We start from the raw sequence: 23,699 nt of genomic DNA on the forward strand, positions 1-23,699 counted from the left end.
AAGAGTGCTCTTGACCACCAAAAGTTTAAAACGCGATCTGTTAAATAAAGTTAAGAAAGATATTATTGGGATACTGCGCTTAAACGGATAGGTAATGTATAAGCCACCCGCACTGCACGTCCATTCTGAACACCAGGCTTCCACTTTCTCGCCTTTTTCAACAGGTTGATCGCGGCCTCCCCTGTCCCGAACTTCATATCGCGTTTTACAGCAATATCAGTCAAGGATCCGTCCCGCTCCACAACAAAAGAGACTTCGATTACGCCCGATACTCCTTGATCCAAAGCTGACTGCGGAAAACTATAATTTTCTGAAACCCACTTCATAAAAGCTGGCAGCCCGCCCACCGGAGTGGGCATGATTTCCACCGTAACAAAAGGTTGGTCAGCATTTCCATCTGTTCCCCCTCCTGACACAGTCCCCTTTGTATGTCCGGTAATTCCGCCATCCTTTTTAGACGAACCAAATTCACCTCGTGCAATATGTGTCCCGGCAGCATTCGCCTTTAATGTAATACGAGCAGTCATCGTATTGGGTTTATTCAGCTCATCCTGCGTAACAACATCCTCTGTCACTTTACTTGCTTTTGTGATCTTCGGCTCGGGCATACGCACCAAATCAAACTTCGAAAGATCCTGTGCTATCTGTTGCGGTGCTTTCTCCTGCATTAAAATAGGTTCTTCTTTCACCTCTTCTTTTTTCTCCGCCTCTTTCTGGATTTCATGGAGATCATCAGGTGTTAAATCGTCAAACGTAACAATTTTTACAGGTATATCTTTCTTAAAATAGTTATTATACCCATAAGATACCGCAATCAAAAGGAACGCGAAAGAAACAACGATGGCCAGCCCCACATTCGTAGCTCTATTTGACAAATTCCGCAATTCATAAGCACCATACATCTTGTTGCGGCCTGCAAAGATAACATCCAGCCATTCTTTGCGATAGATATTCAATTTTGAGTTCATCATAACATTAAAGCTTAAATCTTTTCATTATGATGCGCGAAACCCTTATATTTCATAAAATTTTTGCACACTCTTATGAAATCACTTTTTTTAGCTATTCTTCTACTAACATTATACGGTTGTGACAACAGTCAGAACCAATCCAAACCATCGGTTAAGAGTGAAAATAAAAAACAGATAATTTCACCTTATTTTGGCTTTTTGAATCAACAGAAAGATTCATTAATTGCACTTCCGATGGATCAGGCGATGGAAAGTCCCGAAAAATACAATTATGTCATTATCGAAAATCAAGTTAGCCCGCTGGAATTTATACAGAACAAAACGGATAATAAAGAGAGTAATGGCAGACAAACAGCCCAGAACTTTGCAAATAGTGAAGGTTCATTATTTACGATAAAAAATGAAATTAAGTCGGGCGATTTCGGAATGCTCGTCAATCAGTCGTTCGTGAATGAATATAAAATTGAACCTTTTACAAAAGTTCAGCATGAAACAAGTCCGGAAATTAAAGAAAAACTTGAAAAAAAATACAATAGGAAAATAAATAAAAGTACAACCATTGCTATACTGAAAGACAAAGCTGAATTCAATCTAACAGTTTTTGAAAATCAGCAGGACTCGGCGCTAGCCGTATTCTCTTATGCAAAAGAAGACCAGCTGATTAACCTGGATTTTCCGGCCACTTACGATGACATTAGTACTTGGCGAGTCGATGATGGTGGACAGTTTGATAATGAGGCTTTTCAGATTCTCACCGTATTGCGATCGGAAATAGGTGTTAGTTTTGTGAGCATCTTTTGGGGTGCTGAAGGTTATGAATTAAATTTCTATCAACCCAAGAAAGATAAATTTAGCTCAGCTGCGCAAGCCTATGGCTATAGCTCACCCTTATAAAATAGAGTATTGTTCCGTTAATCACATCCATTAGAGGAACAATACTTTATTCTAAAGATGCATCCTTGCCATCGGAGCGACATCCTGCCCAACAAACTCTCCTTTCAGATATTTATAATATCCAGCGATGGCAATCATTGCTGCATTATCTGTACAATATTCAAATTTTGGGATAAAAACATTCCAATGATATTGCTCTCCCATTTCGACCAATCCCTTTCTGAGTCCAGAATTTGCCGAAACACCACCCGCAATGGCAATATCCTTTACCCCAGTTTGTTTCGCGGCCTTCTTCAATTTGTTCAATAAGATAGAAACAATGCGGGATTGCACACTGGCACATAAATCTGCCATATTTTCTGTCAAGAAATCAGGATTCAATTTTAGCTGATCTTGAACAAGGTAAAGGATCGCTGTCTTCAATCCGGAAAAACTAAAATTGAGTCCAGGTATCTGCGGTTCAGGTAATTTGTAGGAACTGGGATCACCCTCTTTTGCAAATTTATCAATAAGCGGTCCACCGGGGTAAGGGAGATTCAAAACCTTAGCTGTTTTATCAAAGGCCTCCCCTGCCGCATCGTCAAGCGTCTCGCCCAATAACTCCATTTCAAAGTAATCTTTTACCAAGACAATTTGTGTATGCCCTCCCGAAACGGTAAGGCACAAAAAAGGAAAATTTGGCTTTGGTTCTTCAATAAAATGGGCCAAAATATGCGCCTGCATGTGATTTATATCTATTAACGGCACATGCTGTGCAAGCGCAAATGATTTAGCAAAAGAAGTTCCAACCAAAAGAGCGCCCAATAATCCGGGTCCACGTGTAAAACTCACTGCATCTATTTGATTTTTGCTTATTTTTGCTTGACGAATGGCTTCGTCCACCGTAGGAATAATGTTTTGTTGATGGGCACGTGAAGCTAACTCGGGAACAACTCCACCATATTTTGCGTGGATTGCCTGAGTAGCAATAACATTTGAATGAATTTCACCGTTAATACAAATAGAAGCGGAAGTTTCATCACAAGAAGATTCAATTCCTAAAATAATAGCCATAGCTAGAGGTAATAAATTAGAATACAAAAGTATCAAAAAAATAATTAAAATAATATCAATAGTCCTAGGTAGTATATTCATTATACTGCTTGCAATGGCATTATCGCTACAGCTAAAGCCCGTACAAAACTTTGTTGCACAAAAGGCTGTCAACTATTTATCCAACGAGCTCGACACCAAAATCAATTTAAAAAACATCTATTTTAAACCCTTCAAATCCCTTGTCATAGAAGGATTCGAAATCTATACACCGGAAGGCAAAAAAATCATAAAGTCCGAAAAAATTGAAGCCAGTGTCAATCTATCGCAACTGATAGAATTAAATAAAGTAGTCATCAACAAATTGAAAATTGAGAATACGGAAAGTAATTTCGAACAATTTAAGGACAGCAGCAACATCTCATTTCTAATCCGGTATTTCAACCCACCGAAAAAGGAAAAGAAGAAAAGCTCAAAAAAAATAATTTTTGATATTAAAGAACTCATCATAAATAATAATTCCCTTAACTACGTTAATCACAAACAAAAACACTACAATAAAGTTGTGGACTTTGGCGATCTGGGTATATCCAAGTTCAATGCACATTTTAAGAATATAAAAATTGATTCCAATCAAATCTCAGCGGATATCAAAACATTCAATCTTTACGAGAAAAAAGGTTTGGTGATCAAAGGGCTCCTAGCCCATGCCTCAGTCAGCGCGAAAAGCATTGAACTGATTGACCTTATGCTTACAACCAACCGTTCCACATTCAAGAATTATTTAAAATTAAGCTATACTAATTTTTCGGATTTTTCGGACTTTATTAACAAAGTCAATGTAAGGATACAGGCGCGCGATTCGCGCATACACTCTGAAGATATCGCTTTCTTTTCTTCGCCCATGCACCAGGTCGAGTTTGATGTAAAGATTAAAAAATCCGATCTGGAAGGTACCGTTTCAGCTATCAATGCTTCACAGGTAGATCTGACCATCGGGAAAAATACGAAATTAGCGGGTAATCTCAGAATTATCGGTCTACCTGACATTGACAAAACAGAGTTTATTGTTCCAAATATTTTGATTGCCTCCGAATATCGCGATCTGGAAAATGTTATCCGAGAGCTTGGCCATTTAAAGAACTTCAAACTTCCTGAAGTAGTAACCTTATTCAATAAATTCGCGTTCAAAGGGAGTCTAAATGGGCAATATAATAACTTTAAAACAAAAGGAACCTTTGCCACAGCTATCGGCGATATCACAGCAGACGGAAGAATGGATCTAAGGGAAGAAATAAAATACGCTGGTAAGTTTCAGTCACCGACATTTGATCTTGGTAAAATAACAAAAGTAAAAGATCTTGGAAGTTCGGGCTTCGATCTACAGCTTGATGGAATAGGCACCGATCCCAAGCACCTAAAGCTCAATATAACCGGTAATCTAACTAATTTCAATTTTAAAAAATACACCTATCAGCAAATACGAGTCAATGGAAACATAGACAAACAATTATTTCTTGGTTCAGGAGCAATATACGACCCAAATCTCAGATTACAGTTCACAACGGACATAGATTGGTCTAGCCGTCCCGACTATCACCTGGATGCGGATATCCAACAGGCTAATTTAAAAAAACTCAATTTCTTCCAAGGAGACTCGATCAATATTATTGACACTAAATTCCACACGAGCTTAATTGGAGACAACATCAATGACATTACCGGGGAATTTAAATCTGACAGTGTAAGTTTCACTTCTTCCAAAGGTAAATTTGCGATTAAAAATATTAATTTCCTTGCAGAAGGAGATCAAGAGGCGCGTTCGCTTACACTGCAATCTGCTATTGGGCATATAGATCTCAAAGGGAGAATAGATCTAAATACGATCGTTCCTTATTTTAAAGCACTCGCCATGCGCTACGCGCCGGCAATAGGGTTTGAAAAGAGCGCGTTCAATCGTCAGGATTTTGACCTTAATGTCAATATTAAATCATTCAGACCCATTGCGACATTCTTTAGAAAAGATATTTCTCTGGATAGCGGGGCAACGTTGAATGCCAAATTTGCCAGCGAGAAGCAAACTGCAAATTTTAATTTTTATGCCCCTGAATTCAAATATAACGGTATTCGTCTCACCCATCTGATTATCGACCAAAACGCCAATTTAAACAATATGGAGTTACAAACGTCCATAGATCAGATCAATTTTACCGATAGTACATATATCAAGAATGTTAATATTTCAAACACCTTGGTCAATGACAGCTTACAGTTCAACATTAAGATGTCAGAATTGGAAGCAAGCAATAGTTTAGATCTAAATGGTGTTATCCGATTTGCACATGCGAAGCCAGCCTTCATCAATTTCTATCCATCTAATATACTGATAAATAAAGAACAATGGCTTGTAAATAACGACGCACAATTGAAAATTTCAAAGGGAAAATGGTATTTCGAGAAACTCACGTTAAGTCATGCAGAGCAAAAAGTACATATAGATGGCATCCTGTCAAATGACATTTCAGATCAAATCAATTTAAAATTCCAGGACTTCAATCTCACCTCCCTAAATGGGATTACGAAGCCCCACGGGATTAATTTATCAGGCAACCTAAATGGAAAGATCGAAGTTAACTCGGTTTTTAAATCCCCATTTGTCGTCGCCAATATTACGACCTCTCCTATCCTTTACAACAATATCCCAATTGGCGCATTAGCACTCAGTGCCAATTACGATCCGGAGAACCAGCTCGTCAAACTCGACAGTAAAATAGAAGAAGGTGATAAACTAATTCAGCTCACCGGATCTTACAATCATTTAAGCGAAAGTAATAAGCTCGACCTTAAAGCTACTTTAGTAAATACAGACGTATTCATTTTTCAACCGTTTCTACGAAGCTTGGTGTCGAATATTAAGGGCAAAGTAAATGCAGACTTAGCGATTGCAGGCGATATCCTAAATCCTAAAATTAGCGGAACTGGAAAGCTTGACAATGCGTCAATGATTATCAATTACCTAAAGACGCCTTATCGCCTTTCCGATGAAATTAATGTGACCAATAATAGGATATTCCTTACGGGGCTCAAAATATATGATCAGAAAAATAATGTGGCTACAATCGACGGCGTTGTTGACCTCAATAAGCTAAGTGATCCTGATATAGATGTAACTGCTGAAGCAAAAAATTTCATGGTATTGAACACAACCATAAAAGATAACAACATCTATTATGGTACCGCATATGCCTCCGGAAATTTCCAGTTCAAGGGTCTGACATCTGCAATGAATATCAATATACGTGCTAAGTCAGAAGAAAATACCGTCATCAATATACCCTTTAATAGCGCCAGTACAATCTCGGATAGCGATTTTATCTATTTCATTGAAAAAGATTCCACCAAAATCAAGAAAAATCAAAAGAAACGCGATTTTGACGGTCTAACAATGAACATGGATCTGCTGATCACACCAAATGCTGAAATCAACCTTTTTTCTAGTATGGGAGAATTATCCGGAAAGGGAAATAGTAACCTCAATATGCGGATATCTTCGCTTGGAGATTTTGAAATGTTCGGTGACTTTATCATTAACAGCGGGAAGTTCAATTTCACAGCACAGGATTACATCAACAAAATTTTTGATTTAAAGGAAGGTGGTACGGTGCGATGGGCGGGTAACCCGGCTGAGGCAAATATTAATATCAATGCAATTTACCAACAAAGAACAAGCTTAGCACCACTCTATAATGCTGCGGGAAGGGAGGAAAACCCCGAGCGTGTATTAGCGCAGGCAGATATGATTTTAAAAGGACAATTGAGTCAGCCAGACATTACATTTGACATCAATTTCCCGCAAAACCCGGGGGTAAAGGATGAGTTGCAGGGATATTTTTCTGATGCCAATAATGTTAACCAGCAAGCACTTAGTTTGATTGTCAGGCGTAGCTTCACTCCGGGCACACAAAGTGATTTTGGAAAAGAGGTGAATAACACATTACTATCTGCAGGAACCGAAATTGCTTTTAATCAAATCAATAATATTATCGCGCAATCACTCAATATCAACTTCTTTGACATCAATATCAAGTCACTGAATGATGCATCCGCTTCGCTTCGTTTGTTTAATGACAGACTGGTTCTTACTGGCGGTATTTCAGATCGTCGAAGTCAGGCCCTAACTGACTTGAATGTATTCTCAGACCGTGTCTCCACTGATGCAGAAGCAATGTTTTATTTACGCAAAGACGGTCGTCTCGTCCTTCGGGCATCAAACCGTTTAAATACAAGAAATTTTCTTCTTAGCCCAAATGATGGGGAATACATCAGCGCTTTTGGACTATTATATCGGCAAGAATTTAACTCGTTCTCCGAATTTATAAAGCGGCTGTTTCCTTTAGGAAAGAAAAATAACAGCATTGTTCCCGCACAAACAGAGATAAAGAAAAGCCAGCCAAACTAACAGCAGAGAATTAAAATATAAGTAGTGACAAATCCTGGACTGTTTACTATTAACGACAAAGTATGTGAGTGGTTGACAGAATACCGCACCCCATTAATCAAATTCAATTGAGATCCAAAACAATAAAACAAAAGCGATCTACGACACAAAAAAAGGCTTCCAAGATATTTGGAAGCCTTTTTTTGTGTTTAAAATTGCTTACGCCAATTTTTCGAATTCCTTATATTCGATATCACTGCTGTTTAATTTCACCACACCTTTTAAGTGATCAAATACTTTTAAAGCTTTAGCTTCTTCAAACAAACGGTTACCTTGCTCTCTGTCTTGCAACAATTGAATTGCGAATTGATTCAATTGCTCATCAGAAGGCTCTTCGTTGATATTGTACATTTTAATTTGTGCGTAGATACGTTCTTTCGCTAAATTGATCACTTCATCATATTTAACTTCAAGACCGTTTTCAGTAACGACACGATTTTCAATGATTGTCCATTTCAAGTTGTTCAAGAAATCAGCAAAACCTTCGTTAAGCTCTTCATCAGAAATGCTAGGGTTAGTAGCTTTCAACCATCTTTTCAAGAACTCCTCAGGAAAAGTAACGTCTACTTTTTCCATACCAAAAGTATACATATCATTACGTAATTTTTGATCAGAATTTTGCTTGAATAAGTTTTCCACTTCTTCTTTGACTTTCTCCGTAAATTGAGCTTCTTCGGTTACTTCACCTTCAGCAAATAATTTATCGAAAAACTCCTGATTAAGATCAGCTTCTTCTAAACGGTTGATGTTTTTAACAGTCAACTCAAATTTAGTTACATCCAAAGCTGTCGCTTCTTCTTCAGTAATACCTAAAATACGTGCTAAATCTTCAGTTTTGAAAGCTTTCTTAACATCGATTTTAACAGTATCGTCTTTTTTAAGTCCTACCAAAGACTTTTTGATTTTTGCATCTTCAACGATATCCGTGCGGATGGAAGTTGTTTTTTCAAGACCTTCCTCTTTATCTTGTTTTAAGGTAGCATACAATACATCACCTTCTTCTGATACTTCAGGATTAGTCATCTTTCCATAGCTACGACGTAAGTTTTTGATACGATCCGCCAACGTCTCTTGATCGGCTTTGATATCGTAAACAGCAAACTCAGTCTCAGCTGTAAAAGGCAAATCAAAAGCGGGAGCTAAACCAATCTCATATTTAAAATTGAAATTATCTTTATAATCCCAGTTATATTGCGCGTCTTCTTCTAAAGGAAGTGGCTGACCCAAAACTTCTAATTTATTTTCTGAAATATAATTCGTGATTTTATCGTTCACTAATTTATTGATCTCATCAAATAAGATAGATTTACCATAGGTACGTCTGATATGTCCTACAGGAACTTGACCTGGACGGAAACCTGGTAATTTTGCCTTTTTAGCTTGCGCTTTAATCTCTTTGTCGACTTGAGGATTATAATCTTCAGGTGCTAATGCGACGTTGATTACCGCATTGATTGCATCTACATTCTCGTGTGAAATATTCATACTCTTTTTAGCTATATCGCATTCATAAAAAAATCCTCCCGAGGTTTTAAGTTCGGGAGGACATCAAGTGCGGAAGAAGGGACTCGAACCCCCACGCCTTGCGGCGCCAGATCCTAAGTCTGGTGCGGCTACCAATTACGCCACTTCCGCATTAGGATTTCTTTTGATGCCACAAAGATAGAAACCAAACCTATATCTTGCAAGTATTTTATACTCTTTTTTTTATTTTTTTTCAATATCCTATTCCTCGCTTGTATAATTCATTATTATTCATTTACTTTGAATATCAAAGTACTTTTATGGAACAGAAAGATTTATTTAAAGAGCTTGGACAAATTAGATCATTGATGGAAAAATCTTCCAAATTTGTTTCTATAAGCGGATTGTCAGGTGTACTCATTGGCTTTTACGCATTATTGGGTACCTTACTAGGTTATTATATCAGCACTAGTCATGAAACCTCGATGAATCGACTAAGGGATAATTTTACGCTATTAAACATCTTTTTAATACTTGCTATTGTCATTCTTGTGCTTTCATTACTGACCGGATGGCTCATGGCGCGTAGGAAAGCGAAGAAAAGTAGACAATCTATTTGGAACATTACAAGCAAATCTCTTTTATTTGCAGTTTCAATTCCATTGGTAACCGGGGGTGTATTAGCTTTAATTCTGCTTTCTCAGGGTTATTATCATTTGATTGCCGGAATGCTGCTTGTTTTCTATGGCTTGGCTTTAACTGCCGGCAGCATTTATACCTTCCCTGAGGTGAGATGGTTAGGTATACTGGAAATATGCTTGGGGGTACTGGCATTGTGTCTTCCCGACCACGGATTGATGTTATGGGGATTGGGATTTGGTGTGTTACATATCATCTATGGTTTTATCGTTTACAAAAAGTACGAATCGTGAAATTAGACCTTTCTTTATATGACAAAGTATTTGAAAACAGAGTCCGCTTACAGATTATGAGCGTTCTTGCAGCGAATGAAGAATACGACTTCAATTCACTCAAAGAATTATTAGATGTAACGGATGGCAATCTCGCTTCAAACCTCAAAACATTGGAGAAAGAAGAATATATTGTCGTGGAAAAAAGTTTTGTTGATCGCAAACCCAATACCAGATATAAAAGAACACCAAAAGGATTAAAAGCTTTTGAAAATCATCTCATCGCATTAGAAAATTTAATAAAACAACAATACAAATAATTTTTTTATCTATTTACTTTGAAAACCAAAGTACTTTTAAAAACGAAAACATGAAAAAAATTCGATTAAAACTCATGCTCCATCTCTACAGCTGGTCCTCCAGCGTGTATGCAGATATTTTTAAATGGAACAAAAAAGCATGGGGAATTAGCAAAGAGGAATTTTTAACCTATCCAGTCGGAAGCATCGGTCATGGTTTGGGTCTCTTTTACGCGAGTAAGGGATTTGATGTAATGGCGAAATTGGAAAATCATGATGTATTTCACGTTATAACGGAAACGGGAACCGAAATACAAGATGAAATTGCCATGCAATATCTTTTATTGGGAAATGGAAAAATAAGCCTATATCTGATCGGAATGATTACTATTGGAGGAATCCTTTTTCCCGAACATTTCAAATATTACAGGAGAACTTTCCAAAAAGGTCGGTCCCTGCAAAAATTTCATCACATCGAATTCAAGACCATACTTCATTACCAACTGACTGAATTTCAAATTGCATTATATAGCAAAAATATACAAGTAGATTTAAACAAGTGAAATCATGGAAAATTATAATAGACCGAACTCTTCGTTCGATACCGCTCAAAATTCGCTATTTGATAAAATTAGCAACTCAACTGTTCTAAAATTATTTGTTATTCTATTTCTTTCCCTTCTCTTGCTCATCCCCCTGACACTCATCAGTGATCTCATTGAGGAACGCAAAACACGCGAGCAAACCGTATCCGAAGGCATCGCCCTTAACTGGGCTCAAGAACAGGTTATTTCTGGTCCTGTCTTAGCAATCCCTTACAATGAACCTATTCAGAAGCCAGCTGAAAAAATTAATACTACTACGGCATCAGAATACAAACAGACAAAATGGATCTTCGTCCTCCCCCTAAGCGCAAATATCAGCACAGACATCAGCCCGCAACAATTATCACGTGGTATCTATAATTCCGTCGTATATAATAGCAGTATTTCGATAGATGGCCGTTTCAACAAAATTGATATAACAAAACTGGAAATTCCCACCGAAAAGATTGATTGGAAAGGAAGTCGGCTTGTATTTGGCATACAGGATTTTAAGGGACTGGGCAAACGCCCGCTCCTTACCTGGAATGAACAGGAATTGACTTTTGATCCTGATTTTAACAACCTCAAACTATTCAATCAAAATTTAGTCTGCCCCATTTCCATCAATCCCAATGAAAATGAAAACCATTTCAAAATCACACTAAACCTCAAAGGTTCCAAATCATTGAATTTTGTTCCGCTCGGTGATCAGACGAATATTTCCGCCAAAGGGAATTGGGTTAATCCAAGTTTTGTCGGTGCATTCTTACCAAGCAAACGAACGATTGACAAATCTAATTTCTCAGCCTCCTGGGAAATTCCCTCTTTTAGTCGTAAGTTACCCCAACAGTGGGCAGGAGATATCCTTCCGATCTATCATTTCGAAAAAAATAAGGGAAGTTTAACAGATGAAGCTGAATCTACTCAAGCCGCTCCGACTACGCCATCTGACACAAACATACCTAATGGTATCTTGGTTAATTCGGATATGATCACGATAAACTTTCTGCCGGACATCAATAATTATCAAAAGACAACAAGAGTTGCTAAATACGGTATATTGATTATTCTCCTAACCTTCACTTCGCTCCTATTCACCGAAATAATCAAGAAAAAAAGAATACATATTATTCAATATGTATTAATCGGTGCCGCCATGGTACTCTTTTACACGCTACTATCAGCTTTATCAGAGCATATAGGATTTAATCTGGCCTATCTAATTGCTTCGATTGCAACGGTACTGCTCATTGGAAGTTTTATTAAAGCCATTACAAAAGACCGTAAGACGTCCCTCTTGTTCGGGACTATCTTAAGCACTTTTTATCTGTTCATATACGTGCTTATGCAACTTCGGGACTACTCACTTATTGCCGGAACCATTGGCATTTTCATCATCTTGGCAATCCTGATGCGCGTTTCCACAAAAATCAATTGGTATCAATTTGACAATAATTATGCTGATCAATAGACAACATCTGAAAATTTACTGGGTCATTATCCGAATATTAATCAAAAAATAAACTTACCTCTCCAAATAGCCGCCTTTTCACAAATAAGGCGGCTATTTTTATGCTTTACTTAACATTTACTGGCAAAATCTGTAACTTGCAGGGATATTTTTCAGCATTATATATATGAAAAAACTTACAATATTTACATTAGCGATTATGGCATGCAACCTCGGCAATGCGCAAGAAAGCAAAGGTGGAAAGTCCAGTTTTAAAATGGTTGCAGAAACCCCACAACCTATTACCCCCAGTAAGCTTTGGGATCTCGGACGAGTATCTGCTGAAGGACTTTCCTCAGATGGTAAAACGTTGGTGTACGGTGTATCCAATTACAACCTGGAGAGCAATACAAGTGAGAAGAATCTTTTTACAGCTTCATTGACCAATGGTGCAGCTAGCCAATTTACCGATCAAAAGGGTGGGGAAACTGTTGTCCAAATCGAAAAAAATGGTGATGTGATCTATCTATCAAAAGGACATCTGTGGAAAAAGAATCTGACCAAAGGTGAAGCATTACAACTGACATCCGGTGAGATGGCTTTGGAAAATGTTAAATTTTCTCCAGATGGAACACATATTCTTTTTAGCCAGCCCGTATTGATCAAAAAATACCATAGTACCGATAAATATCCAGAATTGCCGAAGTCTGATGCCTACATCTATGATAATTTAGATTACCGTCATTGGGATACGTTCAATGATGGTAAATTCAACCATCCTTTTATTGCCAGTTACAGCGACGGTAAAATAGGAGAACCAGTAGATCTGCTCAAAGATCAGCCCTATTATAGTCCACAGGCACCTTTCGGCGGTGCAGAAGATTTTATCTGGTCTCCTGACAGCAAAGCAGTATTATATGTTTGCAAGAAAAACTTCGGAACAGATTATGCCATAAGCACGAATACGGATATCTACCGCTATGAGATTTCTTCCGGAGCCACGACAAACATTACTGAGGGCATGAATGGTTATGACATCGCACCAACTTATTCGCCGGACGGAAAAAGTCTCACTTGGCTCAGCATGAAAACCGAGGGCTACGAATCTGATAAAAATGACATCATCTTATTTGATAAAAACAACGCTATCCGTTTAAATCTGACTTCGCATTGGGATGGCACTATCAACAGTTTTATCTGGAGCAACGACAATCGCAAGATTTACTTTACTGCTGCAACCAAAGGCACCGTACAATTATTCGAACTGGAAGTCCCTTCGAATGTCAAATCGAAAAGTCTTCCAAAGATCCAGCAAATTTCAACCGGAGATTTTGATATTACAGGTATTGTAGGGCAAACTGGGGATAAATTGATCGTCACGTTGACAAAGTTTACACGTGCGACCGAAATTTTCAGCTTCGATCTCAAAAATAAGTCTTTGACAGCCATTACTAGGGTCAATGATGACAAGTATGCAACAATTGCTGAAAATAAAATTGAGAAACGGATTACAAAATCATCTGATGGCGCAGATTTATTTTCATGGGTAATCTATCCGCCAAATTTCGATCTCACAAAAAAATATCCAACAATACTTTACTGCGAAGGTGGACCGCAATCGGCACTCACCCAGTTTTATTCATTTCGCTGGAACCTACAGTTGATCGCATCCCAAGGTTACATTGTTATCGCACCAAACCGTAGAGGTATGCCAGGCTGGGGAGTCAAATGGAACGAAGCGATCTCCCAAGACTGGGGCGGTCAGCCGATCAGAGACTATTTGGCTGCAATAGATGATATTTCCAAGGAATCATATGTTGACACAACTCGCCGTGCAGCAATTGGAGCCAGCTATGGCGGCTATTCGGTTTACCAACTGGCTGGCGTACATCAAAACCGTTTTAAAACTTTCATTGCGCACAATGGTTTATTCGACATGAGAAGTTGGTATGGCACCACAGAAGAGCTATTCTTTGCAAATCATGAATTAGGCGGAGCATATTGGGATAACAAAAATGAAAAATCCTATACAGAATTTAATCCGATCGAAAAAGCAAACAACTGGCACACGCCTATTCTAATTTTTCAAGGTGGGAAGGATTACCGTGTTCCCATTGGCCAAGGTTTGGCAGCCTTTCAACTTGCGCAGCTAAAGAAGATAAAAAGTAGATTGGTCTATCTTCCTGACGAAAACCACTGGGTGTTATCCGGACAGAATGCCCAAGTTTGGCAAAGGGAATTCTTTACCTGGCTTAAAGAGACCCTATAAAAAAAGAAATCCTGCTAGCATATAGCAGGATTTCTTTTTTTATACCGAGTATCTTGGGAAGACTATTGTTCACCTTTTTTTCCAAAAATAGAAAGCTTAATATATTTCCCTGGTTTTTCCTTAATATCCCTCATCAGATTATCCATTTCTTTAGAAGCATTATTCAAATTGTTATATAATTCTTCATCATTGAGCAATAGACCTATCGATCCCTTACCGTTGTTAATCTTACTGGTAATATTCTGAAAATCAGACATCGTTGCATTCACCTTATTCATGGTTTGTTCAAAATCCAATCGTGCGGCCTTATCTGTTATAGTGTTAAGATTAGCCATTATCGAATTGATTTTTTCACCATTTTGCGAGAAATTGGATGTGATGGATTCCAGGTTTGCCATGATCCTATTCAATCGTCCCTTCTCATCTCCAACCAAGCCTTCCACATCTTTTGTAATCCCTTCGACATTCTTCAACGATGTTGAAATACTATGGATACTGCTTTTAAAATCGTCCTGAAATTGCTTATCTAGAACGGTATTAACCACGGAAAGTGTAGAATCCAGCTTAATTGTAATGGTCTCTATACGCTTTTGAATCGGCTCAACCTTGTCCATAATATTGGGCTGTACACCTGAATTAAGAAAATCACCATCCTTGGCCATATCCGTACTATTGCCCATTTCAAATACAATCGCCTTGCTACCCAATAAATCTGTGCTTGAAATCCGGGCGATGGTATTTTTAGGAATATGATAATGGGAATGGATCTTAAATTCTGTTTTTATTTTACCATCTGGCTGCAAAGTCATTTTGGACACCCTACCTATTTGATAACCATTCACTAAAACCGGTTTGGAAGGTGTTAATCCATCGACTGTGTTATAAGTAGTAAAAAATGTATTATCGCTACTGAAAACGTCGTTTCCTTTTAGAAAACTGTACCCAATAAATAATAGCGCGATCGCAACGGTTGCTAATATGCCGACTTTTGTTTCGTTTGATATTTTCACAAATTATTTCTTTTGTAATGCATCATTAATATAAGTTTAAAACAGTACAAAAGCAAATCTGTTTAGCGTTCTACTGAATTTTTATAAATTTTTAAAGCTGAAACCAGATTATTGACAATCTCCTGTTGTCCTTCCTCTGACAATAGATAACTCTCTTCTTCCCTATTGCTGATAAATCCAATTTCTGTCAAGACAGCTGGCATACCTGCTTCTGCAAGTACAGCTAAACCTTTTTCCCAAAATCCTCGACTATGCCTTCCTGCTTTTACATACTCACCTTCAATCATTTGTGCTAACCGGATACTTTTTTCCCGGAATCTATTTTTCATCAATGAGAAAATAATTGCACTTTCGGGATCTTTTGGATCAAATCCCTGATAGTTTTCTTTGTAATTCGATTCCAGCAAAAGTGATGCATTTTCTCGAACGGCAGCATCCTGCTGTCCTAGACGATGAGAACCTGACACTAAGCTTTCTGTTCCATGAGCACTGGAGCCACCGGAGTTACAGTGAATCGAAATAAACAGATCCGCTTTGTTTGCATTCGCCAGGCGAATACGCTTATATAATTCCACAAATTCGTCTGTTGTCCGCGTATAGATGATTTTAATCCCTGGAATATCTTTTTGAATTTGCCTTCCGAGCTTTAGTGCTACATCCAAAGCTACATTTTTTTCTAGGGATCGACGGCCCTGTGCCCCAGTATCTTTTCCACCATGCCCAGCATCAATAACAATAGTCTTGATCTGATAGTCGGGTGGCTCGGGTTGACCGTTGTTTAATTTGAAAGAATTCAATAAAAAAAATCCCAAAGTAGCAACTATAATGCTACACCATTTTCTAATTCTTAAATCTGATTTCATTGAATAATTATTTGCTCTACTATAAACGCAACAAAATGAGTCAATATTATTTCTTTAATAGATAACGATATTTAACATATTTTCTATTTGTTTTTTGACTAATTTTGTCCTTCGAAGTTTAACATTATTTCACAAAAATAACATTTGTCTTTAATTTTGAAGTCGTTAATCAACATTTTAACACTATTTATCATTCTTGCAACGAGCAATTCAACGTTGGCTCAGAGCAATATTCCATTAAAACAGAACGGACTTCAAAGTAAGGACGCTGGCTCGGCGAACAGTAAACTGCAGGATACAACAAAAATTAAGCCTATAGATTCTACCAAATCCGTTCAAGACACCACCAAGAAAAAAGGCAGTGGGCTGCAGGCGGAAGTCAGCATTATTGCTGTTGATTCTCAAAAATCGGAAGTAGCAAAGAATATTAGTCATTTATATCGCGGAGCAAAAGTAAAGTATCAGGATTTTGAGCTTTCGGCTGATTATATCCGTCTTGACCGCAATCAGAAAAAGATCTTTGCGTCGGGGATATATGATAAAAGTGGTAAATATGTAGGACGTCCTATTGTCATTATGGGTAATGGTGAATCACCCAAAACAGTAGATTCACTTTATTATGATTATGAGAAACAGGAAGGAAACACCTACGGTATTATGACTGAGGTCGATGGAGGCTTTATCCAAGCCAATATCGTTCGAAAAAATATCTATGATGAGATGTCAATCTATAAGGGGCTATACAGTACTTGTAACCTCCCACAGCCACATACTCATTTCGGAATACATATCTCGAAAGGGATAGTGACCAAAAATCAGATTATCTCTGGCCCTGCATACCTGGTGGTTATGGGGGTACCTATGCCCGTAGCCTTCCCCTTTGCATTTTTTCCAAAGCCGGATAAAAGAGCTTCAGGATTTCTTTTCCCCTCTTTCGGAGAGGACTATACGCGCGGATTTTCCATGCGTGACATTGGTTGGTATTTAGCCTTCAATGATTATTGGGATAGTGAGATTCGAGGCTCATTATATTCTAAAGGCTCTTGGGAAGCTTCAGTAAACACCCGATATACAGTCAATTACAAATACAACGGTGGATTTAACATACGCTACGCCAATACGAAAGTCGGTGTGGAAGGTACCGATAACTATGGTTCAAATAAAGATTTCAATGTGACCTGGAACCATACCCAACGCCAGGAAGCTAATCCTGGAACATCGTTCTCCGCAAGTGTAAACTTTGGTACGGCCTCATACTTTCAAAATACAGGTACAGGAAGTAACCAGACAACCTATCAAAACCTGGCTCAAAACAGAATGGGTTCTTCCATCAGTTACGGAAAAGTCTTTGCCGATGGTAAGGTTAACTTAACAGCCAGTTTAACACATAGTCAAGATATGGCTAATAGGACTATTCAATTAAGTTTGCCAAATATTAGTTTAAACGTATCTTCATTCAATCCCTTTGACAGCAAAGATCGCGTAGGCGAACAAAAATGGTATCAGCGTATTAACGTTGGTTATAGTTTCCAGGCGCAAAATACAGTCTCCACAGCAGATTCACTTCTTTTCTCGTCAGGAGGCTTCAAAAGGTTCCAAAATGGCTTCCAACACAATATTCCGGTTAGCCTCTCACTTAACGCATTTAAATATTTTCAGTTCAACACAAGTGTAAATTATACCGAACGTTGGTATTTCCAAAGCACTAGACAACGTATTGATAACACGCCATCGGGTTATAGGCAACGACTCGATACTTTACAGGGGTTTAATCGTGCTTATGATTATTCCGTATCTACTGGTCTTTCTACAAAAATCTATGGTATGTATCCAAAGATCGGAAAAATTCAAGCGATCAGACACGTTGTTACCCCGTCAATCAATCTGAACTACAGACCAGATTTTTCGGATCCCCGCTATGGATTTTACCAACATTATAATGACCAATACGGCAACCGCAACGTATATTCCATCTTCGCTCAGGGCATCTATGGATCTCCTTCTGCTGGAAAATCTGCTGGAATAGGCTTCTCAATTGACAACAATATTGAGGCTAAAGTAAAAAGCAAATCTGACACCACCGATGGCGGTTTCAAAAAGATTCCAATTCTCCAGGGTTTGACCTTTAGCGGAAATTACAATTTCGTAGCAGATTCATTGAAACTGTCTCCGATAACTTTTTCAGGTAGGACGGCCTTTTTCGACCAGAAGATGAACGTAAATTTTAACGGTACCTTTGATCCTTATTCTATAGACAATAATGGCGTCCGAATCAACAGATATGCGATCAAAGATGGAAGTTTGGCCCGCCTGACGAACTTCGGCCTATCCTTTGACTATAGCCTAAATCCAAAAGCAGCCAAATCACGTAATAACAATATTGATTCGCTGCGGAAAGAAATGTCCGGTGCCGGGATGACCCCGGAGCAGGCACAGGCTTTAGCCCGGATCAGTTCCGATCCGAATGCCTTTGTGGACTTTAATATACCCTGGAATCTAGCGGCTTCATTCAGCTTTAACATGTCTAAGTTCTTCAACTCAAGCACACGTCGAATGGACAACCAGATTACAAGTACGTTGAATTTACATGGCGATTTCAGTGTTACCCCTAAATGGAAAGTTACCTTTCAATCCGGCTACGATTTCAAACAAAAAGAAGTCGTCATGACTTCTTTTAATATCTACCGAGATTTACACTGTTGGGATATGTCCTTTGGTTGGATGCCATTCGGACGATATCGGAGTTATAATGTCACTATCCGGGCGAAGGCATCCATCTTGCAAGACCTCAAACTGACAAAAAGAGCAAGTTCTGGAGGCGGTTATTTTTAAAATAACCGCTTTTTTTGTTCCACTTACCTAAGTTCCTATACAAGATTCACTTCCATTGTACTCGAATGCATTCATTTTAAACCCCTTCTTATCAAACAATTTTAGCCTATCGTTGATCCGTAATTTTACGTAAGTTTATACTATGAAAGCAGAAATTATCACCATTGGAGACGAGATTCTTATAGGACAGATTATCGATACCAATTCCAGCTGGATTGCACAACAATTAAGAAAATTCGAAATTGATATTGTCCAGATGACATCCATTCCCGATACAGAGGAAGCTATTTTCAATACATTAAAAAGTGCTTCCGCAAGAGCCGATTTGATTTTAATTACAGGCGGACTCGGTCCAACAAAAGACGATGTTACTAAAAATACCGCTGCCAAATATTTTGGTACAACCTTAATTCGGGACGAAAAAGTACTCCAGCATGTCACCAGTTTCTTTGAAGCCCGTAATCTGGAAATGCTAGAGATTAACAAACAGCAAGCTGACGTATTGGCTAACTGTGAAATACTGTTCAACGATTATGGCACAGCTCCCGGCATGTTGGTTTCAAAAGAACAAAAGAATTATATCTTTATGCCCGGCGTCCCATTCGAAATGAAACATTTGATGGAAAAACGTGTCTTTCCATTGATCGCACAGCAAAGTAAAGATATATTTATCCATCATGAGACAATACTCGTTGGCGGTATCGGAGAATCCTATCTTGCAGAAGAAATAAAGGATATTGAAGACGAACTTCCCTCAACCATTAAATTAGCATATTTGCCCACATTGGCCTTTATCCGCTTACGGCTTTCTGGAAAAAGTAAAAACAGCGCAGATATTCTTCAAGAGGTCAAACTCTTTAAGAGTAAACTTCTGCATCGCTTAAAAAATTATGTCATTGCGGATTACGACACCAGCATTGAAGCATTTTTAATCAAGGAGTTTACGCATCAGGGGCTTACATTGACTACCGCTGAAAGCTGTACAGGGGGTAGTTTGGCTGCGTCATTAACAGCCAATCCGGGTAGCAGCGAGATCTTCGTCGGTGGTACTATCCCCTATTCCAATCGGCTAAAACAACAGTTATTGGCAGTCAAAGAAACGACTTTAGATCAATTCGGGGCAGTCAGTGAACAAACTGCCATCGAAATGGCAGCTGGAGCAAAAGCAACATTTAGTACCGACTATGCCATTGCCACCACTGGGATAGCAGGGCCGGGGGGAGGATCCGCGGACAAACCCGTGGGAACTGTCTGGATTGCAGTAGCCGGAAAAAAAGAAATTATCACAAAAAAGTTTCAATTCAACAATGACAGACTCGTCAATATCGAGCGCACACGCATGAATGCTCTTCTTCTACTTTGGAAACTGCTTATAAAAGAAGAAGTATAAGAACCGGATGAACATAAAATAATATTTCAATAAAATCGTTTTTTAAGGAATAATATTTTAAATTGTTGAAAGTAAACCACAATTTAATTAACTTCGTTTTTCTATAACGAGATTGCTAAAAATATGGCTTTATATAAACTCTTACTTCCAAAAATGGGAGAAAGTGTATCGGAAGCAACAATTACCAAATGGTTAAAACAACCAGGTGACCTGATTGAAGAAGATGACACTTTATTGGAAATCGCAACAGATAAAGTTGATTCGGAAGTACCTTCTCCTGTTAAAGGTATTTTGAAAGAACAACTTTATACCAAGGACCAAATCGTCCAGGTTGGGGATGTCGTTGCAATTATAGAAGTAGAAGGAGACAACGAAACGAGTGAACCAGCCGTTCAAGCGGAGGAAAGCCCAGGGGATCAAGCTACAGGCTCAGGCGAAGCTGCCGATCTGGAAATACCGGGTCTAGATCAATTAGAGAGTCCTAAAGAAGAAGTTACTCCGGTTCATTACGAGCACACGACTCGTTTTTATTCACCGTTGGTAAAAAACATAGCCCGTCACGAGGGACTATCTCTCGGAGAGCTTGATCGCATCCAAGGTACCGGAGTTGAAGGCCGGGTAACAAAAGAGGACATTCTTTCTTATGTTTCCAATCGAGGGTCTCGCCAAAATATAGATCATTCAAAACCGGAGATCGCTCCTGTTATCGAGAACGAACCTGTACAAGCTGTTCCGACAGCAACTGTCCATACTGTGGCAAATGGCCATGACGAAATTATTGAAATGGACCGTATGCGACGCTTGATTTCTGACCACATGGTCAAGAGCGTTCAAGTATCCCCACATGTCTGTTCATTTGTGGAAGCGGATGTCACTAACCTCGTGCTCTGGCGCAATAAAGTAAAAGATGCCTATAAAAAACGTGAGGGAGAGAATATAACATTCACACCACTGTTTATAGAAGCAATTACCAAGGCGCTAAAAGACTTTCCTTTGGTTAATATATCAATAGACGGTTATAATATTATCAAAAAGAAAAATATCAATATAGGTATGGCGGCAGCGTTGCCCAATGGCAATCTCATTGTCCCCGTAATAAAAAATGCCGATCAACTGAGTCTGGTAGGGCTGAGCAAATCGGTTAATGACCTTGCACAACGCTCACGCGCCAATAAACTAAAACCTGATGATACCCAAGACGGGACATTTACATTTACCAACATAGGTGCCTTTGGCAATATTATGGGAACACCGATTATCAATCAACCTCAAGCTGCAATATTGGCAGTCGGCACCATAACAAAAAAACCCGCTGTGATTGAAACGGAATACGGCGATATGATCGGAATCCGACATATGATGTATCTTTCCCTGTCTTACGATCATCGTGCAATAGATGGTGCCTTAGGCGGCATGTTCTTAAAACAGGTTGCGGACTATCTCGAAAACTGGGATAGCAACAGAGAAATCTAATGGCAACAACATCGTCAAAAAAATGGCTGTCAAAAAGTGATATAAATATTTTTGAACAGCCATTTTTTTATTTTAAAATATTTCTACATGAGGGTACCTCAAATAGTTGATTTCCGACACATCACACACATTTATAGATATTTATACGTTTTTATAGCTTACTATTTTCAAATTGGAATTTCTTTTTCTTTATCACCAATTGGAAGCGTAAATAAAGTAAAAGAGACGAAGTCAATAAGCCTAAAGTAAGACCATACCAAATGCCTTTAATACCCCAGTCAAAGAGTATCCCCATTACATAACCACTCGGCAACCCGATAATCCAATAGGCGATAAAAGTGATGATGGTTGGAATATTAACATCTCCCATACCTCTTAAAACCCCCAGCCCAACGACTTGTGTACCATCAAATAGCTGAAAAAGACCTGCAATGATCAGTAATTGAGCTGCGATAACAACCACTGCTTTATCCGAGGTAAAAATGTATGGCAAATAATTATTAAAAATTGCAAATAAGGAAGCAGTAATCAGCATAAAAAGTAAAACCAGCTGATAAGATGTGATGGCAAAGCGCTCCAAGCGGAACAGATTTCTATTTCCATAGCTATTTCCCACTTTAATTGTTGCCGCAGCAGCGATACCACTTGCCATCATATATGTCATCGCGGCGAGCTGAATAGCGACCTGATGAGAAGCCTGTGCGGTAGCACTAATTGTTCCCGCCAGTAATGATGCTCCTGCAAACGCACCGATTTCGAAAACATATTGCATCGCGACCGGAGCTCCGATCCGCAATATTTTCCCAAATCTTACCCGATCTATGACTGTAATTTTAAAATGTTGTATATAACCATTGAACTTCTTCGAACGCAAGACATAAGTCATCATCACTGACATCATCAAAATACGGTCAATCAACGTACTATATCCAACACCTTTCACTCCCATGGGCGTAATTCCGAACATGCCCTTGACGAAGATGATAGCCAAGATAATATTGAGAACATTTCCCCATATGGTTACGTTCATGGCTTGTTTAGTAAATCCCAAACCTTCGGCAAATTGTTTAAATGTACTGAATACCATTAAAGGTAACATGGAAAGACTTAGAATAAGTAAATAAGGTTTCGCCTCTTTGACAACAGCCGGATCCTGATTCAGATGATCAATTGCAAGCATAGAGCCAAAATAAACTAAACAGAACAATAATATTCCTGTAATGATATTCAACCAGAAACTATTTGATAACAATACTGCACACTCCTTCTTGTTATCACGGCCATTTTCCTGAGCAATCAATGGTGTGATACCATAAGCAATTCCTAATCCAATGACCATAACGATCATAAAAACAGCATTCACCAAGGACACAGCAGCCAATGGAATCGTTCCAGCAAAATGTCCGACAATAACGCTATCGGCGGTATGTACCAAGGTATGTCCCAGCTGCGAAATGACAACCGGTCCGGCCAATATAATTGTACTTTTATAATACGGCTTGAATGTTTTAAATTTTCCCAACATAATCAATTCCTCAAAAAATAGGCACAAAAATACGAAGTTATTTCCGATCTATCGTCATATTAAAAATTATTTAGCAAAAATATAACAAAATTTACCCGACAAGTATCAACCCATTGTTAAGTAATTTTTATGTTTCAAATACCTTAAAATTATCTTAAATTTACTCGTTGGTCTAAGAACTATAGAAATATAAATGTAACTTAGCATCTAGTTAGTAATCAAAAGAAGAGGAAA

The 23,699-nt window shown here is 38.5% G+C and carries 16 protein-coding genes and 1 tRNA gene; 10 read left to right on the forward strand and 7 right to left on the reverse strand.

Annotated elements, in window-relative coordinates; all coding sequences use genetic code 11:
• Window positions 1–62 precede the first annotated feature (62 nt).
• Complete coding sequence (locus ABTV71_RS23055; protein WP_433901239.1) at window positions 63–971, reverse strand: energy transducer TonB; 909 nt, start codon at window positions 969–971, stop codon at window positions 63–65.
• Window positions 972–1,043: 72 nt separating this feature from the next.
• Between ABTV71_RS23055 and ABTV71_RS23060 the strand changes: the two genes are divergently transcribed.
• Entirely contained in the window at window positions 1,044–1,865 is an 822-nt protein-coding gene (locus ABTV71_RS23060; protein WP_121125842.1) for a hypothetical protein, read from the forward strand.
• A gap of 51 nt (window positions 1,866–1,916) precedes the next feature.
• Here the strand turns inward: ABTV71_RS23060 and tsaD are convergent, their stop codons facing one another.
• Window positions 1,917–2,918, reverse strand: coding sequence for a tRNA (adenosine(37)-N6)-threonylcarbamoyltransferase complex transferase subunit TsaD (tsaD, locus tag ABTV71_RS23065; RefSeq protein ID WP_121125843.1), 1,002 nt, complete (start codon window positions 2,916–2,918; stop codon window positions 1,917–1,919).
• 94 nt (window positions 2,919–3,012) lie between these two features.
• On the opposite strand from tsaD, the gene ABTV71_RS23070 reads away from it, so the two are divergent.
• Window positions 3,013–7,356, forward strand: a complete 4,344-nt coding sequence (locus ABTV71_RS23070; protein ID WP_433901240.1) for a translocation/assembly module TamB domain-containing protein — start codon at window positions 3,013–3,015, stop codon at window positions 7,354–7,356.
• Window positions 7,357–7,554: 198 nt separating this feature from the next.
• Here the strand turns inward: ABTV71_RS23070 and ABTV71_RS23075 are convergent, their stop codons facing one another.
• Both ABTV71_RS23075 and ABTV71_RS23080 read right to left on the reverse strand, forming a co-directional pair.
• Window positions 7,555–8,880, reverse strand: coding sequence for a trigger factor (locus ABTV71_RS23075; RefSeq protein ID WP_433901241.1), 1,326 nt, complete (start codon window positions 8,878–8,880; stop codon window positions 7,555–7,557).
• Between the two features lie 68 nt (window positions 8,881–8,948).
• Window positions 8,949–9,030: transfer RNA gene (locus ABTV71_RS23080), tRNA-Leu, on the reverse strand.
• Window positions 9,031–9,179: 149 nt separating this feature from the next.
• Between ABTV71_RS23080 and ABTV71_RS23085 the strand changes: the two genes are divergently transcribed.
• From ABTV71_RS23085 to ABTV71_RS23105, 5 genes are all read left to right on the forward strand, one after another.
• Window positions 9,180–9,791 (forward strand): hypothetical protein, encoded by a 612-nt coding sequence (locus tag ABTV71_RS23085; RefSeq protein WP_433901242.1) that lies wholly within the window; start codon window positions 9,180–9,182, stop codon window positions 9,789–9,791.
• Entirely contained in the window at window positions 9,788–10,090 is a 303-nt protein-coding gene (locus ABTV71_RS23090; RefSeq protein WP_121125847.1) for a winged helix-turn-helix domain-containing protein, read from the forward strand. Before ABTV71_RS23085 ends, ABTV71_RS23090 begins: the two co-directional genes overlap by 4 nt.
• Before the next feature lie 50 nt (window positions 10,091–10,140).
• Window positions 10,141–10,632 carry a hypothetical protein gene (locus tag ABTV71_RS23095; RefSeq protein ID WP_433901243.1) on the forward strand — a complete coding sequence of 164 codons (492 nt, stop codon included), beginning with the start codon at window positions 10,141–10,143 and terminating at the stop codon, window positions 10,630–10,632.
• A gap of 4 nt (window positions 10,633–10,636) precedes the next feature.
• On the forward strand, window positions 10,637–12,124 hold the full coding sequence (gene creD / locus ABTV71_RS23100) for a cell envelope integrity protein CreD (protein ID WP_433901244.1): 1,488 nt from the start codon (window positions 10,637–10,639) through the stop codon (window positions 12,122–12,124).
• Window positions 12,125–12,290: 166 nt separating this feature from the next.
• On the forward strand, window positions 12,291–14,372 hold the full coding sequence (locus tag ABTV71_RS23105; RefSeq protein WP_433901245.1) for a prolyl oligopeptidase family serine peptidase: 2,082 nt from the start codon (window positions 12,291–12,293) through the stop codon (window positions 14,370–14,372).
• Between the two features lie 62 nt (window positions 14,373–14,434).
• On the opposite strand, the gene ABTV71_RS23110 is transcribed toward ABTV71_RS23105, so the two are convergent.
• Window positions 14,435–15,382 carry an MlaD family protein gene (locus ABTV71_RS23110; protein ID WP_121125851.1) on the reverse strand — a complete coding sequence of 316 codons (948 nt, stop codon included), beginning with the start codon at window positions 15,380–15,382 and terminating at the stop codon, window positions 14,435–14,437.
• Window positions 15,383–15,444: 62 nt separating this feature from the next.
• Entirely contained in the window at window positions 15,445–16,245 is an 801-nt protein-coding gene (locus tag ABTV71_RS23115) for an N-acetylmuramoyl-L-alanine amidase family protein (RefSeq protein WP_433901246.1), read from the reverse strand.
• A 156-nt stretch (window positions 16,246–16,401) separates the two neighbouring features.
• Between ABTV71_RS23115 and ABTV71_RS23120 the strand changes: the two genes are divergently transcribed.
• The 3 genes from ABTV71_RS23120 (at window position 16,402) to ABTV71_RS23130 (ending at window position 21,940) form a co-directional block, all read left to right on the forward strand.
• Window positions 16,402–19,077: a putative LPS assembly protein LptD gene (locus ABTV71_RS23120; protein ID WP_433901247.1), complete on the forward strand. Its 2,676-nt coding sequence runs from the start codon at window positions 16,402–16,404 to the stop codon at window positions 19,075–19,077.
• Window positions 19,078–19,219: 142 nt separating this feature from the next.
• On the forward strand, window positions 19,220–20,467 hold the full coding sequence (locus tag ABTV71_RS23125; protein WP_433901248.1) for a competence/damage-inducible protein A: 1,248 nt from the start codon (window positions 19,220–19,222) through the stop codon (window positions 20,465–20,467).
• A gap of 123 nt (window positions 20,468–20,590) precedes the next feature.
• Complete coding sequence (locus ABTV71_RS23130) at window positions 20,591–21,940, forward strand: dihydrolipoamide acetyltransferase family protein (RefSeq protein ID WP_433901249.1); 1,350 nt, start codon at window positions 20,591–20,593, stop codon at window positions 21,938–21,940.
• Between the two features lie 151 nt (window positions 21,941–22,091).
• Here ABTV71_RS23130 and ABTV71_RS23135 read toward each other — a convergent pair whose 3' ends face one another.
• Window positions 22,092–23,465 carry an MATE family efflux transporter gene (locus ABTV71_RS23135; RefSeq protein ID WP_433901250.1) on the reverse strand — a complete coding sequence of 458 codons (1,374 nt, stop codon included), beginning with the start codon at window positions 23,463–23,465 and terminating at the stop codon, window positions 22,092–22,094.
• Window positions 23,466–23,699 lie beyond the last annotated feature (234 nt).

Source organism: Sphingobacterium puteale, assembly GCF_050986225.1.
GTDB classification, from domain to species: Bacteria; Bacteroidota; Bacteroidia; order Sphingobacteriales; family Sphingobacteriaceae; genus Sphingobacterium; species Sphingobacterium puteale.

Coding starts and splice junctions, on each gene's coding strand:
- ABTV71_RS23075 (WP_433901241.1), bottom strand. CDS start 8,880: ATGAATATTTCACACGAGAATGTAGATGCAATCAATGCGGTAATCAAC.
- ABTV71_RS23105 (WP_433901245.1), top strand. CDS start 12,291: ATGAAAAAACTTACAATATTTACATTAGCGATTATGGCATGCAACCTC.
- ABTV71_RS23115 (WP_433901246.1), bottom strand. CDS start 16,245: ATGAAATCAGATTTAAGAATTAGAAAATGGTGTAGCATTATAGTTGCT.
- ABTV71_RS23135 (WP_433901250.1), bottom strand. CDS start 23,465: ATGTTGGGAAAATTTAAAACATTCAAGCCGTATTATAAAAGTACAATT.
- ABTV71_RS23085 (WP_433901242.1), top strand. CDS start 9,180: ATGGAACAGAAAGATTTATTTAAAGAGCTTGGACAAATTAGATCATTG.
- ABTV71_RS23070 (WP_433901240.1), top strand. CDS start 3,013: ATGGCATTATCGCTACAGCTAAAGCCCGTACAAAACTTTGTTGCACAA.
- ABTV71_RS23095 (WP_433901243.1), top strand. CDS start 10,141: ATGAAAAAAATTCGATTAAAACTCATGCTCCATCTCTACAGCTGGTCC.
- ABTV71_RS23055 (WP_433901239.1), bottom strand. CDS start 971: ATGATGAACTCAAAATTGAATATCTATCGCAAAGAATGGCTGGATGTT.
- ABTV71_RS23130 (WP_433901249.1), top strand. CDS start 20,591: ATGGCTTTATATAAACTCTTACTTCCAAAAATGGGAGAAAGTGTATCG.
- ABTV71_RS23060 (WP_121125842.1), top strand. CDS start 1,044: ATGAAATCACTTTTTTTAGCTATTCTTCTACTAACATTATACGGTTGT.
- creD (WP_433901244.1), top strand. CDS start 10,637: ATGGAAAATTATAATAGACCGAACTCTTCGTTCGATACCGCTCAAAAT.
- tsaD (WP_121125843.1), bottom strand. CDS start 2,918: ATGGCTATTATTTTAGGAATTGAATCTTCTTGTGATGAAACTTCCGCT.
- ABTV71_RS23125 (WP_433901248.1), top strand. CDS start 19,220: ATGAAAGCAGAAATTATCACCATTGGAGACGAGATTCTTATAGGACAG.